Consider the following 14,435-nt stretch of genomic DNA (forward strand, 5'->3'; position numbering starts at 1 on the left):
TCAATGGCGCTATCGGCCAAGTCCACCATACTCCGCCACGAAGACCAATCGACCAGGGAGATAAATTCAGGGATGAAGAGCTTCATGAATAAAACTGCGGCGATCACCGGCGCGGGTTCAGGCATCGGCGCGGCACTGGCCAAGCGACTGGCAGCCGACGGCTGTCACCTGGCCTTGTCCGATGTCAACGAAGCCGGTTTGGCGGCGACGGCAGCGGATATCCGCGATCGCGCCCCAAGCTGCCGCGTGACGACAACCCACGTCGATGTCGCGAATCGTGGCGCGGTACATGCCTGGGCCGATGCCACGGCCGACGAACTCGGCGGGGTCAATCTGATCTTCAACAACGCCGGCGTGGCGTTGGGGTCGACGGTCGAATCCGCCGACTACGCGGATCTCGAATGGATTATCAACATCAATCTGTGGGGCGTGATCCACGGCACCAAGGCCTTTTTGCCGCATTTGCGCGCCTCCGGGAGCGGACACGTAATCAACATTTCCAGCGTGTTCGGGTTGATCGGCGTGCCATCGCAGGGCGCCTACAACGCCACCAAGTTCGCGGTGCGCGGCTGGACCGAAGCCCTGCGCCAGGAACTGGAACTCGAGGGCGCCCCGGTCTCCGCGACGAGCGTGCACCCCGGCGGCATCAAGACCAACATCGCGAAATCCGCCCGCTTCACCGGCATGCAAGAACTGACCGGCATGGACGAGGACACCGGCAAGGCGCGTTTCGAGAAGATGTTCATCACGACCCCAGACAAGGCCGCGGCCACGATTCTCAAAGCTGTGAAACGCAACGCTCGGCGGGTGCTTATCGGGCCGGACGCCCATGCCATCGACTGGATGGCACGCGTTGCGCCGACCGGTTATCAGGCCTTAGTCCGCCGCAGCACCAAGTACTTTTTCAGCTGAGCTCGAACGCACGGCAGCCTCGCCGATCCCGCGGGGGTCGGCGGCTGCATCCAGCGTGTTGGCCGACCGGTTCCAGACCACCGCGTGAAAGTTGCCGTACTCGCGCCCGGCGCTCTTGAGCGTGAATCCGCGGCCGCGCAGGGTGGCCATTTCGGCTTCGCTGAGCGCACCCGGCTCGAAATAAACGGCATCGGGCAGGTATTGATGGTGATACCGGGGCCGCGAGACGATGGTGGTGGCGTCCGAACCATCCAGCGTCTCCAGTATGCCCAGCAGCACCATGGTGATGATGCGGCTGCCGCCCGGCGTGCCGAGAATGGCCACGCGGTCAGGTGTTTCCACGAAGCTGGGGCTCATCGACGACAGCGGTCGCCGGCCCGGCCCCACGGCGTTGGCCGACGTGCCAATCAGGCCGAAGGCATTCGGAACCCCCGGCTTGGCCGAAAAATCGTCCATCTCGTCGTTCAGCAGGATACCGGTGCCCGGCACCATGAACGCCGACCCGAAGGACAGGTTGATGGTCAGTGTCGCCGCCACACGATTGCCGTCGGCATCGATGATCGAGAAATGAGTCGTGTGCTCGCCTTCTTCAATCAGCGTCTGCGGCGGGATCAGGTCCGCGCTTTTGCGCGCCCGTTCGAGATCGATCGCCTCGGCGATCTCGCGCGCGTACGCTTCGCTGGTCAAGCGATCGATCGGCATCTCCACATGGTCGGGATCACCAAGCCAGGCCGCGCGGTCGCGATACGCGGTTCGCAGCGCCTCGATGACCAAGTGCTTGCGGTCCACCGCAGGTTGCTCCAGCGCATGGGTCAGCGACAACACCTGCATCACCTGCTTGAGCACCACGCCGCCGGACGAGGGCGGTGAGGCGCTGACGACTCGTACGCCGTCCACATCGAATGTTACCGGCGCGCGTTCCTTGATGCGGTAGTTCGCCAGATCCTCCAGCTGCCAGATGCCGCCGGCGTCACGCACACCGCGCACCAGCCGCTTGGCCATCTCGCCACTGTAGAAGCCATCGACCCCGTCCTCTGCCAACATCTCGAGCATATTGGCGAGGTCGGGCTGCCGGATCAGGCTGCCCGGCTCTGGGAGCCCGCCGCCCGGCAGGAACACGCGAGCGGCAGCCGGGGACCGCGACAGCGCCTGAAATCGGTACGCCAGCCGCGCTAACAGGGGACCGTCGACGGCAAAACCTTCGCGGGCCAGTCGTATCGCTGGCGCCAGGGTTTGTGCCAGCGGCAGGCGCCCATACTCCTTGGCCAGATGGACCAGCGCGGCGGGCTGTCCGGGAATGGCCGCAGCCAGCGGGCCGTCGCGGGACAAGGAAGGCACCACATCACCGGCATCGTTCTGGAACAGGGTCGCGGTCGCCGCCGATGGCGCCTCTTCGCGGCCGTCGACCATGACCTGCCGGCCGGTCTCGGCCACGTGCAGTAGCCAGAAGCCGCCTCCACCCATGCCAGAGCCAGTAGGCTCGACCACGGCCAATGCGGCGGAGACCGCAATCGCCGCATCGAAGGCGTTTCCGCCCGCTTCGAGAATTTCCACGCCGGCGGCGGTTGCATCAGGGTGTGCGCTCGACAACGCGAAGCCCGGCGGCTTGTCCGCCGCCCAGCAAAGAGTACCGGCCAGCCAGATCAGGCCAACCCATAACAGACGTCCGACCGGCGCGGTAACCATCAGCTACGACCGTAGTGCGCCTTCAATGCGGCGGCGATGGGCTCGGGCACGACACCGTCGACTTTCCCGCCCAGCCGGGCCAACTCGCGCACCAGGCTCGACGACAGGTGGGCGAATTCCTTCGAGGGCGCCAACATCACCGTGTCCACCGATTCGGAGAGATAACGGTTCATGACCGCCATCTGCTTTTCGTAGTCGAAATCCGACACGCTGCGCACGCCACGTACCAGCACGGTGACTCCAAACTCGGTCGCGAAATCAACGACCAATCCGGTGAACGGCACCACATCCACATTGGGCAGATCGTCCAGCGCCGCGCGGGCCAGATCCACTCGCTGGTCCAGCGAGAACACCGGCCCCTTGGGAAGATTCTCGCCGACGGCGACAATCACCTTCGGGAACATGGCGGCCGCCCGATGGATGATGTCGGTGTGACCATAGGTCATCGGATCGAAGGTCCCGCTATACGCCGCGATCACGCTGTCGCCTGTCATGGCGTCTCCTTGGAACTGTCGGTAGTTGGCTGGTATTCGAGCAGATGATAACGAACCTGTCCCGCCAACCCGTCCTTGAGGACCACCCAGCCGGCAGGGAAATCCGCAACATCCGTTTTGCCGCACTCTGTATACACGCGATGACCAGGCCGCAGCCGTGGCGCAATCGCTGCAAGCGACGGTTGCAACAGGCTTGAGCCGAAGGGGGGGTCGAGAAAGACGATGTCGTAATCACCGCCGCAGCGTGTGAGCACCTGCGGTGCGAGGCCGGTGATGATGTCGGCACGATCGGTGGCGTCCAGCCTGCCCAGTTGCGTTCGCAACGCTTCGGCAACTGCCGGATCGGATTCCACGAACCGGCAATGGGCTGCGCCGCGTGACAGGGCCTCCAGTCCCAGAACGCCGGTGCCGGCGTAAAGGTCCAGACAGCGGGCACCCGGCAGCCGAGGCGCCAGCCAGTTTAACAGGGTTTCGCGAATGCGATCGCCGGTCGGGCGCAAGCCCTGGCCATCGGGCACCGGAATCTGCCGCCGTCGCCAGTCGCCTCCGATGATGCGGACCTGATGGAGGCGAGCCGGCTTGTGGCTAGGCCGCCTGCGTGCCGCCAACGGTGAGCTCGTCAACCTTGATGGTGGGCTGGCCGACACCCACCGGCAGCGACTGGCCGTCTTTTCCACAAACGCCGATGCCGCCGTCCAGCGCCAGATCATTGCCGATCATGGACAGCCGCGTCAGCGTGTCCGGGCCATTGCCGATCAGCGTGGCGCCCTTGATCGGCGTCGTCACCTTGCCCTTCTCGATCAGGTAGGCCTCGGAGGTGGTGAAGGTGAAATTGCCGGACGTGATGTCGACCTGACCGCCGTCGAAATTCACTGCATAGATGCCGCGATCGACCGACGCGATGATCTCCTCCGGATCGGCGTGACCGGCCAGCATGAAGGTGTTGGTCATCCGCGGCATCGGCAGATGGGCGTAGCTCTCACGCCGGCCGTTGCCGGTGGGTGCAACGTTCATCAGCCGGGCATTCTGCTTGTCCTGCATGTAGCCACGCAGCACCCCATCATCGATCAGTACATTGCGGCCGGACGGCGTGCCTTCATCATCAATGCTGAGCGAGCCGCGGCGATCGGCCATGGTGCCGTCGTCGACCACGGTCACGCCCTTGGACGCGACCTGTTCGCCAACCCGGCCGCTGTAGGTCGAGCTGCCCTTGCGATTGAAGTCGCCTTCGAGGCCATGACCCACGGCCTCGTGCAATAGCACGCCGGGCCAGCCAGGCCCCAGTACCACCGGCATCGCGCCAGCGGGCGCGGCCTGGGCCTCCAGCTTGACCAGCGCGATGCGGACCGCTTCGCGTGCAAGTGCTTCCACCCGCTCGCCGGCGACAAGGGTGTCGTAGCCAAACCGCCCGCCGCCTCCGGCGTGTGCGCGCTCGCGGCGCCCATCCTGCTCGACCGTGACCTGCACGCTGAATCGGACTAGGGGGCGGATGTCCGCCGCCAGCGTGCCATCAGACGCCGCGACCAGTATCTCCTCGTACACGCCGACCACGTTGGCGATAACCTGGGTCACGCGCGTGTCGGCGGCGCGGGCCGCCTTGTCGGCGCGTTCGAGCATGTCGAGCTTGTCGGCCGTGGGCAGCGAAGTGAGCGGATCGATCTGACGATACCGCGCCGGCACCGGCGGTTGATCGGCACGCTGCGCGGTCATGACGCCACCGGATCGCGCGATGGCGCCGGCCGCCGACGACGCGGCTTCCAGAGCTGGAAGATGGAGTTCATCCGAATAGGCGAAGCCGGTTTTCTCACCGGACAGTGCCCGCGCCCCCATGCCCTGCTCCAGATCGAAGCTGCCGCTGCGTACGATTCCGTCCTCGATCATCCAGGATTCGGAACGGCAACGCTGAAAGTAGAGATCGGCATAGTCCACGCCGGGTCGCATCATCGCGCCCAGCAGGGAATCCAGATCGTGTTCTCGCAGCCCGGTGGGGTCCAGAAGGGCGCTGCTCGCCTGTTGAATCAGGGAATCGCTCATGGGTTCTCGTTGTGGATAAGCCGCCGGTGGCTCAGCACCGGGAATCGCGTTCGGGTCTGGCGCTGCTGTTCCAGGTCCAGATCAGCTAGCACGAAGCCCGGCATGGTCTCGGCAGCAGCCAGGGTTCGCCCCCAGGGGTCGATGATCTTGGAATGCCCCCAGGTCTGATGCCCCCGCGGATGCACGCCGGTTTGGTTGGCGCCGATCACGAAGGCCAGGTTCTCGACCGCCCTCGCCCGAAGCAACAAATCCCAATGGGCGCGACCGGTTTGGGCGGTGAAGGCCGACGGCGCAACCAGCAGCTGGGCACCCTGCTCAACCAACTGACGGTAGAGCTCCGGAAAGCGAAGATCGTAACAAATGGACAGACCCACGCAGACATCGTCCACCTGCACGCAGCGAACCGGGCCGCCCGCGACGAAATCGTCGGATTCGCGGTACTGCCGCTTCGACTCACCGGGCACCTCGACATCGAACAGATGAATCTTGTCGTAGCGTGCGATCACCTGGCCAGCCGGATCAAACACCAGCAAGGCCGGTGCAACCCGGTTCGGGTCACCGTTCACCCGAAGCGGAATCGTGCCGCCGACCAGCCAGACACCCGCATTGCGAGCGATGTCCGCAAGCGTCTGCTGAATCGGGCCGCTACCCTCGGCTTCGGCCGCCTGGACGCGGCTGGCCTGTGAGCTCGGCATTAGCGCAACGTTCTCCGGCAACACGACCAAGCGTGCGCCGGCGTCCGCGGCCTGCGTGGTCAGTTCACGGACCCGCTGCAGGTTGGCAACAACATCCGGCCCGGAATTCATCTGAATGGCAGCAACACGCATCACGATCGAGGTCCTTTGTCAGCAGCAGGGGCCGGTGTGGGTTCTACACCTCGGCGGGTAATCACCGGATCATCCCAGGTGCCGCCCAGGTGGTAAGACAATTGAGTCGCCTGATTGAGCGGCCGATCAAGCAATTCCTGGGCGATCATCAGAATCGCCCCCATCGCCGGCCCGCCGAACAAGGCACCGGCCAGCGTCACGCCAGACGACACATCGGGAGAGACGGTAATGACCTGATCATAGCTGCGATCACTCAAACCGACCGCGCCTTCGACATCAATGCTCAGCGAGGGTGCCGATACCGTGAAGTCTTCGGTTTGCGCCTGGCCGCCGCTCACCCGGAAATGGCCATCAATGCCATCGAAGGTCAGCCCGGTTTCGGTCATGTCACGGAAATCGAGGAGTAGGCGCCTGGGCAATGCATAGAACGAGAACAGGCCCAGCACCCGTCCGGCCCCTGGATCAACGGCAGCCAGCGCGCCATCCCTGAAGCTGATATCCAGCGCTCCTGTGGCGGTTTCCAGATGCAGGCCTTCCGGCGAATCCGGCCAACCGATGTTCAGCGCGATCCGCGCCGACTCCGCCCGAACGTTTGGCACGAATCCGGCTGCGAACATCACCTTGTCGATGCGCGCGGTCTCGAGCACGCCTGTCAGCCCGGCACGCGTCACATCATCGGGCCGCGCTGCGTAGCCACCCAGTTCCAGATCCACCTCGCCGCCCTGCAAGCGCAGCGTATCCAGCGAGATGCCCGACGGCCTGGGTACGGCCTTCATGACCAAACGCCCGGCATTGAGATCGGCCACCTGCAAATGGGCGATCTCAATGTCGATTTCTGGCCAGCTCTGCGGCAGCTGCATGGGCTCCCGATCGGTCGCAGTAGCCTGCATCTTTGCCAACCGCTCGGTGTAGAGGTGGTCCAGGCGTGCATACCAGCGACCACGGCCTGCGCCGTCAAACGCCAGCTGGCCTTCGGCCGCCCCCACGAGTTTGAAGTCACCGCCTTGCGGGCCGAACTGCCCGCGAATCGATTGCTGACCCAGACGCAACGGGCCGGCGCTCAAACGTCCGGCCGTCAGATCGATACGAACGGACGACGACTCTCCGCCCCCACCCTGAGTGGCTAGCTCACCCAACCATGTCGACCAGTCCAGCACGTCGACCACCGGGGCGGTTCCGGTGACCACCACGCCGGCGTCCGGCACACCGGGCCGTCCACCGCCGCCAAACCCAAGCCCGGCGGCAGCGAACAGATTGTCCTGTTCGCTACGCACATCGGCCACCATCCGATCACCGACCTCGACACGGGTCAGCCGCGGCCACTCGTTGTGGATGGGAAACTCGACGCGCAGCGGTAGCGCAGCCGAGGCGTCCTCTTTGTTCAGCGGCGCGGGCAGCGTCGAGACGACATTGACCAGATCCGACCGAACGATCAGCGATCGCGGCATCTGCCGATCCAGCGCCAGTTCAGCGGACAGGGTCGCGTGACCATCAAGCCGCGCCCGCATGGCATCGGGCAGCATCCTCGCCCAGGGATCGTTATCGGTGTCGAAGCGCACCGGCGATTCCAGCGCCAGCCGCGTCACCTGTCGAACATCAAGCCGCTCCGTCGACAGCGTCACACGTACGGGCGCCTCACGGAATACGCCCTTGAGACCGGTCGATCCAAGCCCGTCATTACTGAAGCTAATCGAACCCTGCACATCGCGGAACGGCTCCGGCATCTGCTGCGACTGCAGTTCGATGCCCGTCAGGGTGACCGTGCCGGCGAACCGGGTCGCGTTGATGTTCTTGAGCGGAATGTCCAGCGACAAATCGAGATGACCAAAACCGCGGGGATCGAGCAGCTTGTCCAGATACCCCACCCGCGACGACAGCGGCGAGGCCGACAGGAACGAGAGCATGCGATCCACGGAGCCATTCGCCCCGCCATCGACATCCAGCACCGGCTCGCGGAAATCCTCAATGATCACCGTCGCCGGCGTCAGCGCCACCCCGAGCATGCGACCGGAGACGGCCTCCACGCTAAGCGACTCGCCGTCGATGATCAGTTGGGCGACGGCGTCGTCGATGGTCGGCCAGCCTTTACCGATACTGAGCGTGCCCGGATTAATATTCAGCTCCAGCCGAAAGCTGCCATCGCCGTTGCGGAATGGAAACTGATCCACCGCCCCGGCGATGCGCAGACGCCCGCTGCCAACACGCCCATCGACCACGGCCTGGTCCAGCCAGGCCCGCAGATTCGGGTGCCATTGCCTCGGCACCAGGGGCTTGAGCGCGGTGGCATCTTCGCTGGCCAGCGCCAGCTCCACATCCAGCTGCGGCGCCTGCTCGCCGAGAACCACTTCGACCGAGCCGTTCGCCCGCGCCGCGTGTCCGGCCGCGGCCAGATCGGTCAAACGAATGCGCCAGGCTGATCCTTCTCGGCGCCAGTGTACCGACGACGTGAGCTGATCAAGCTGGACCGGCTGTTCCAGCGTTGCCGGCAACTCGATCGCGACATTGTCGCTGTCCAGCTCCAAGGTGCCGCCGTCCTGAGTCAGGCTCAACACCCCGGACAAGCCGCTGACTGCCGGTTGCTGATCCTGTGCGAGCAAGCCAACGCGGTGAAGCCTGGCCGTCAGCGAAACGGCCGGTGGCGTATCGGGCTGATCCGCCGTCCATTCGATTTCGGACAGTAAATCCTCGACCTCGCCGGTGACGCGCGGTAGCGCGCCCGACGCATCGACACCGGACAACCAGGGCAACAGGCTTCGCAACTGCACACGCGAGGCTTGCACCGCCAGCCAGCGCCGCGATTCAGAGGCCCGCTGCTCGAGCACCACGCGGTCTGCCGCCCAGTCGGATCCATCGCTGTTGCGAACACCCAGATCCCGCACGACGACTCGCTGCTGTTTGCCGTCCAGCGTCGCGGCGAAATCCGCCTCCACGCCATCCAGGGCGCCCGGCCCATCAAGCTGGCGCAATCGGCCGCTGCGAACCCGGCCATCCAGCGTGGCTTCGCCCTGCGAGGTCCATGAGAATTGCGATTCCAGCTCCAGGGTGTCGCCGGTCAGACCCAAGGGCAGCGGCAGCCAGGCATCCATCCAGCGCCCCGGCTCCAGCCCATCGATCCGCGCCCGACCGCCTACGCCCAGCAGCTTGCCGTCCGCCGTTTGCGACAAGCGCATGGACGCCTTCAACCGACCGCCACCCAGCTGCGAAACGCCGGATAGCTCGATGTCCAAGTCTGTGCCGATGCGGTCTATATCCAGATCGACCTGACGGAACCACATGGGCGGACGGTCGCGATGCTGGTCATGCCAGAGCAGGCTGGCGTCCGACATCTGAACATGGCCCAGACCGGCCAACTGTTGACTGACAGCCACTGATTCGCCGCCCTGCCCAACACTGATGCCGCGCACACGCACGGCGCCGTCCGCGTCGCGCACGACTTCGACAACGGCGCCCACGACATTAATGGCGACGGGCATGATGCGACCCTGCACCAGGTCCCGCAGTGAAAATCCGAGCTCCAGCTCGGCCACTTCCAGTGCCGGTGTGACTGGACTGACGCCCTGCAAGGCCACGTCGAAGAACTGAAGCGTCGGACGCAGGCCGCGCCAGGTGAGATCCATGTCGCCAATATCCACCGGGCGGTTCATCACCGCTGCGACCCAGTCCTCGATGTTCTGCTTGTAGCTCGGTGCAGCGAGCACGGCGAGCCTGAACACGCCCACGACCAATGCAGCAAGCACAAGGCTGCTGGCGACCGCGGTCACGGTCCAGGTCCAAAGCCGGCGTCGGCTACGCTGCATTCAGGTCGTGCTCCGTCGTATCTCGCGGCCAAGCGCGCGTATGCGCTGCTCGCATGTCCTTACACAAGCACCACGTCAAACTGTTCCTGGGTATAAACCGCTTCCGCCTGCAAGCGCACAGGCAGGTTCACGGCATCTTCCAGTTCGGCCAGCGCGGTGGACTGATCTTCGAGCAGTCGGCTGATCACGTCGGATGACGCCATCACCAGCATTTCCTTGGCCTCGAACTGACGGGCGCTGCGCATGATCTCGCGGAAGATTTCGTGACAGACCGTTTCCACGGTCTTCACCGAACCGCGCCCACCACAGGTCGGACACACATCACACAAGATATGTTCCAGTGATTCGCGCGTGCGTTTTCGGGTCATCTCCACCAGACCCAGCGGCGACACCCCAGAGATCGCGTTGCGCGCCGGATCACGCGCCATGGAGCGCTCGAGCACGCGTAGCACCTGCTTGCGATGCTCGTCATCCTGCATGTCGATAAAGTCGACGATGATGATGCCGCCCAGATTGCGCAGGCGTAGCTGCCGGGCCAGGGACTGCGCGGCTTCGAGGTTGGTCTTGAAAATCGTTTCTTCGAGATTCCGGTGCCCGACGAAGGAACCGGTGTTGACGTCCACCGTGGTCATCGCCTCGGTCTGGTCAATGATCAGATAGCCGCCGGACTTGAGCATCACCTTCCGGTCCAGCGCGCGGTTGATCTCATCCTCCACGCTGTACAGATCGAAGATCGGGCCTTCTCCGTCATAGAGTTCGATGCGGTCGGATGCCTCGGGTATGAATCGCCGCGCAAAACGCACGACCCGCTCGTAGCTCTCCGCCGAGTCGATCCGGACACGGTCGACGTCCGTGCCCATCAGATCACGAAGAATGCGCATCACCATGGGCAGGTCGCCGTAGACCATCGAGGCCTTCGGAGCGTCCTTGGCGCTGCGGCGGATGGAATCCCAGAGCTTCATCAAGAACTGCACGTCCGCGCGCAGCGCTTCCTCACTGGCACCCTCGCCTGCCGTGCGGACGATGAACCCGGTGGTCGCGCCTTCGACCGCAATCACCGACTCCAGCGTCTGCTTCAACCGCGTGCGCTCGGCATCGTCCTCGATACGAGCGGAAATTCCGACATGTCGGGAATACGGCAGCAACACCAGATAGCGGGACGGAATACTCAGCTGCGTGGTCAGGCGGGCGCCTTTGGTGCCCAGCGGGTCCTTGACCACCTGCACCAGCACTTCCTGGCCCTCGTGAACAAGCTCCTGAATGGCCGGCTCTTCGCCGATAGGCACATCGCCGGTGGGCAGGATGTCGTGCGCGTGCAGAAACGCCGTGCGCTCCAGGCCTACATCGACAAACGCCGCCTGCATGCCCGGCAAGACCCGACACACGGTCCCCTTGTAAAGGTTGCCGACCACGCTGTACCGCGACTCGCGCTGGACGAAGACCTCCTGCACCAGGCCGCTCTCAACGAGCGCGACACGGGTTTCCTGCGTGGTCACATTGACCAGAATTTCCGTGCTCATGCACGCACCGCCGTGATTCCGGCCTCCGCCAGCAAATGACGAGTCTGCGCCATGGGCAGCCCCACCACACCGGTGTAGCTACCCTGTATGGACTGGACCCAGGCACCGGCGATCCCCTGGATGGCGTAGGCGCCGGCTTTGCCCTGCGGTTCGCCCGAACGCCAATAGGCCGCGATGTCCTGATCGGTCCAGACATCCATCTCCACCGTCGTGCTCGTCAGCAGGCTGCGTACGCCCTCTGTCGTGACCAGCGCTACGCCGGTCAATACGCGATGTGATCGCCCAGACAGCCGTTGCAACATCGACTGGGCATCCGATTCATCAGTGGGTTTTCCGAGTAGCGTGCCGTCAATCTCGACCAGCGTGTCGGCCGCCAGCACCGGCCCCTCGACCACGCAGGCTACCGCCGCGGCCTTGCGTTCGGCCAGGGCGACAACCAGCACGTCCGGCTCGGCCATGTCGGCGGTCTCGTCAATATTCGAGGCACGCACATCAAAGCGGTAGCCGGCCTGGGTCAGAAGCTCACGCCGCCTTGGGGAGGCGGATGCCAGATGAAATTCGGCGCGACCCCGAGCGCTCCCGTCGGAGGATGATTGATTCATGTCCAAATTATCGCACGGCATCGGCAAAACGCCGGCCTGCGTCATACTGAGACTCAACGGCCACGAACAACATGACGGCGCTGGCCACCACAACAACAAGCGCCACTGGGGAGAGATTCAATGCAACATCCACTCGGCGATTTGATCCGCGCGACACTGGGCGCGCTGGCAGCAGGCATCCTGCTCGTCGGCTGCGGGCAGTCCAAACCCGTCGACGCGGCCTCCACCGGGCCGCGCACCGTCGACGACCTGTTCACGGTGATCCAGAACTCCGCTGACAACCGCTTGGACGTGCTGGCAAATGACAGCGGCGATGCCTTGACTCTCGCCGCGGCGCCCGACACCACCGAGGCCGGCGGCACGCTGACCCTGCGCGCCGACGACAGCCTCGCCTACACACCTCCCGCCGATTACACAGGCGCCGACCGGTTCGAGTACAGCGCAGGAGATGCCCGCGGTATGACCGCCTCGGCGACGGCCGAGATCGTGGTGCAGGCGGTGCAGCCACCGCCGGTGGACGTCGCCTGCAACGACCGCGACGCCCGCCTCGCCGCGGGGCTTGGCTATTGCTTCGACGCGTTCTTCGAAACCCTGCATGACGGCACGCGCATCGACATGACGGTGTATGTCCCCCACCCAGAGACGCTGGGCAGCATCGCCTGCCCCGGCGCGGCTACGGCGGTCGAGTGCGGTCAGTTCGACGCAGAGGCTGGCGAGTTGGGATACGCGCCGCTGGTCATCCACAGCCATGGCTTCGGCGGCGCGAAGAATCCGGATTTTTCGGTCGAGCCCGCTCATTTCGTCGACAACCAGGCCGCGCTCGCCGCCTGGAACAGCGGGTATTTCGTCATCTCGTTCTCGCAGCGCGGCTTCGGCCAGTCTGGCGGGCAAATCGGGCTGATGACACGCGAACTCGAAGGCCTGGATCACAACGAATTACTGGACTGGGCCATCAAGCATCTGCGCGGGGAGTCGACGGCTGGCGCCGGTGATTCGGTTTACCAGTTCGTGTTCGACGAAACGAATCCCGAACACCTCAGCAGCGCCCCGGTGGCAGACAACCGTCCGTCACTGCTGATGAGCGACGGGCATGGTCGGTTGGCTCCGACGGCCGGCGACGACACGGCCGACCCAGCCGTCGGCATGCTGGGCTATAGCTACGGCGGCGGCTGGCAGTACACCGCCTCGGCCTCCGATACGCTGGAAACCAGCGGACGCGCGCCCCTGGAACGTTTCGACGCACTGATCCCTGAAGGCACCTGGAACGATTTACGCTATTCCCTGCATGCCAACGATGTACCCAAGGGCTACTGGATCACATTGCTGTTCAGCTTCGCGGTCGAGGGGGGCACGCTGACCAATGGTCAGCCCACGCCCCCGCTGATCAATCAGGCCTTTGTCGAGGCCATGGTGCTCAACCGCGCCAGTGCCGACCTGCAGAACACGCTGGGCCGCAACGGGGTCTCGGACTACTGCGACGAGACCACGGGCGTGCCCACCACGGCCGATGTATTCCACATCCAGGGCGTGCGTGACACCCTGTTCGACTTCAATGAAGCCTATGACGATGCGAGCTGCTTCGCCCGCAGCGGCCGCGATGTCCGGTTCCTGCTGGTGTCGGGCGGGCATCCGCTCACCGTCACGCAGCAGCCGCCCTATACCGGTCAGCGCACGGCCATGGACATCGACGAAATCGTGCATTGCGATCTCCCCGTGGACGCCGACGGCGATGGCGACATCGGCCAGGAGCGTCTGGCGGTCGCCGAACTGATGTTTGCCTGGTTCGAGGACAAACTGCGTGGCGACACGGGCGCAGCCGACCACATTCCGGCCGTGTGTCTGACCCAGCCGAACACCGATTCGGCCGACACCCTCACCGACCCGCGTTTCCACCCGGCGAGCGAGAATGCAGCCTCCTTCCGCTACCTCAAGGAAGGCGTGAGCCTGCCGAGCATGGACGACATCCGAATTGGCGCGACCTCGCCATCGGGCCGTCCGGCCGCCTATCAATGTGATGGCGGCGAGTCGGCACGCTGCGACCTGGGCACGGTGAACCTGCTTCTGGGCGGCGCGGCCGACGCAAACGCCGAAGTATTCGTGCCGGTCTACACGGTGCCGGAGGGCGAAGCACGTGTCATGGCCGGCATACCGACCGCGCGCTTGCAGCTCGATTCACTGGTGATCGATCCGATCATCTTTATCGGCATGGGCGTGGAGCGCGACGGCGAAGTGGTCACCCTCCACGACCAGATCACCGCGATTCGCAATACAACGACCTTTCCATGGGCCGACACCGCTGGCGTGGTCAACACGCATGACAGCGGCACCACGCCCTATTTCTACGGCTGTTCACCGGATGCCGAGCTGCTGTGCGAGCGCGGCCGACTCAGTGGCATCTCGATCCGCCTGCTGCCCGGCGATCGGGTGGGGCCGATCTTTTCGTCGGCCGATATCCAGTATCCGCGGGTGATCAATGTGCCGGGGACGATGAGCATTAGCGGCGACATCGAACTGCCCATCGAAGCTGCGACACCGCTGCCACCCAGCAACAACCCGACCTGAT

10 protein-coding genes are annotated in these 14,435 nt (G+C 64.6%); 2 read left to right on the forward strand and 8 right to left on the reverse strand.

Features of this window, described 5'->3' with window-relative positions:
- Window positions 1-84: 84 nt before the first annotated feature.
- Window positions 85-912, forward strand: coding sequence for an SDR family NAD(P)-dependent oxidoreductase (locus ACE1EY_RS13790; protein WP_370300436.1), 828 nt, complete (start codon window positions 85-87; stop codon window positions 910-912).
- Here the strand turns inward: ACE1EY_RS13790 and ggt are convergent.
- From ggt to ACE1EY_RS13830, 8 genes are read right to left on the reverse strand one after another with little or no spacing between them, the layout of a single operon-like run.
- Window positions 877-2,598 (reverse strand): gamma-glutamyltransferase, encoded by a 1,722-nt coding sequence (gene ggt / locus ACE1EY_RS13795; protein WP_370300437.1) that lies wholly within the window; start codon window positions 2,596-2,598, stop codon window positions 877-879. The two genes, ACE1EY_RS13790 and ggt, sit on opposite strands and share 36 nt — an antisense overlap.
- Window positions 2,598-3,092, reverse strand: coding sequence for a pantetheine-phosphate adenylyltransferase (coaD, locus tag ACE1EY_RS13800; protein WP_291513750.1), 495 nt, complete (start codon window positions 3,090-3,092; stop codon window positions 2,598-2,600). The genes ggt and coaD overlap by 1 nt, the downstream gene beginning before the upstream one ends.
- Entirely contained in the window at window positions 3,089-3,700 is a 612-nt protein-coding gene (gene rsmD, locus ACE1EY_RS13805) for a 16S rRNA (guanine(966)-N(2))-methyltransferase RsmD (protein ID WP_370300438.1), read from the reverse strand. Before rsmD ends, coaD begins: the two co-directional genes overlap by 4 nt.
- The gene (tldD, locus tag ACE1EY_RS13810; protein WP_370300439.1) at window positions 3,678-5,126 is read right to left on the reverse strand and encodes a metalloprotease TldD; all 1,449 of its coding nucleotides are present in this window, start codon (window positions 5,124-5,126) and stop codon (window positions 3,678-3,680) included. The genes rsmD and tldD overlap by 23 nt, the downstream gene beginning before the upstream one ends.
- On the reverse strand, window positions 5,123-5,956 hold the full coding sequence (locus ACE1EY_RS13815; protein ID WP_370300440.1) for a carbon-nitrogen hydrolase family protein: 834 nt from the start codon (window positions 5,954-5,956) through the stop codon (window positions 5,123-5,125). Before ACE1EY_RS13815 ends, tldD begins: the two co-directional genes overlap by 4 nt.
- A complete protein-coding gene (locus ACE1EY_RS13820; protein ID WP_291513747.1) occupies window positions 5,953-9,750 on the reverse strand; it encodes a YhdP family protein in 3,798 nt (1,265 codons plus the stop codon). Before ACE1EY_RS13820 ends, ACE1EY_RS13815 begins: the two co-directional genes overlap by 4 nt.
- Window positions 9,751-9,809: 59 nt before the next feature.
- Window positions 9,810-11,270 carry a ribonuclease G gene (gene rng / locus ACE1EY_RS13825; protein WP_370300441.1) on the reverse strand — a complete coding sequence of 487 codons (1,461 nt, stop codon included), beginning with the start codon at window positions 11,268-11,270 and terminating at the stop codon, window positions 9,810-9,812.
- The gene (locus ACE1EY_RS13830) at window positions 11,267-11,872 is read right to left on the reverse strand and encodes a nucleoside triphosphate pyrophosphatase (protein WP_370300442.1); all 606 of its coding nucleotides are present in this window, start codon (window positions 11,870-11,872) and stop codon (window positions 11,267-11,269) included. Before ACE1EY_RS13830 ends, rng begins: the two co-directional genes overlap by 4 nt.
- Window positions 11,873-11,992: 120 nt before the next feature.
- On the opposite strand from ACE1EY_RS13830, the gene ACE1EY_RS13835 reads away from it, so the two are divergent.
- Entirely contained in the window at window positions 11,993-14,434 is a 2,442-nt protein-coding gene (locus ACE1EY_RS13835) for an Ig-like domain-containing protein (protein WP_370300443.1), read from the forward strand.
- Window position 14,435 lies beyond the last annotated feature (1 nt).

This window comes from Abyssibacter sp., assembly GCF_964229365.1.
Classification (GTDB): domain Bacteria; phylum Pseudomonadota; class Gammaproteobacteria; order Nevskiales; family OUC007; genus Abyssibacter.

Bases quoted from the DNA above. Each gene is read 5' to 3' on its own strand.
- rng (WP_370300441.1), bottom strand. From the start codon at position 11,270: ATGAGCACGGAAATTCTGGTCAATGTGACCACGCAGGAAACCCGTGTC.
- tldD (WP_370300439.1), bottom strand. From the start codon at position 5,126: ATGAGCGATTCCCTGATTCAACAGGCGAGCAGCGCCCTTCTGGACCCC.
- ACE1EY_RS13820 (WP_291513747.1), bottom strand. From the start codon at position 9,750: ATGCAGCGTAGCCGACGCCGGCTTTGGACCTGGACCGTGACCGCGGTC.
- ggt (WP_370300437.1), bottom strand. From the start codon at position 2,598: ATGGTTACCGCGCCGGTCGGACGTCTGTTATGGGTTGGCCTGATCTGG.
- ACE1EY_RS13835 (WP_370300443.1), top strand. From the start codon at position 11,993: ATGCAACATCCACTCGGCGATTTGATCCGCGCGACACTGGGCGCGCTG.
- ACE1EY_RS13830 (WP_370300442.1), bottom strand. From the start codon at position 11,872: ATGAATCAATCATCCTCCGACGGGAGCGCTCGGGGTCGCGCCGAATTT.
- ACE1EY_RS13790 (WP_370300436.1), top strand. From the start codon at position 85: ATGAATAAAACTGCGGCGATCACCGGCGCGGGTTCAGGCATCGGCGCG.
- coaD (WP_291513750.1), bottom strand. From the start codon at position 3,092: ATGACAGGCGACAGCGTGATCGCGGCGTATAGCGGGACCTTCGATCCG.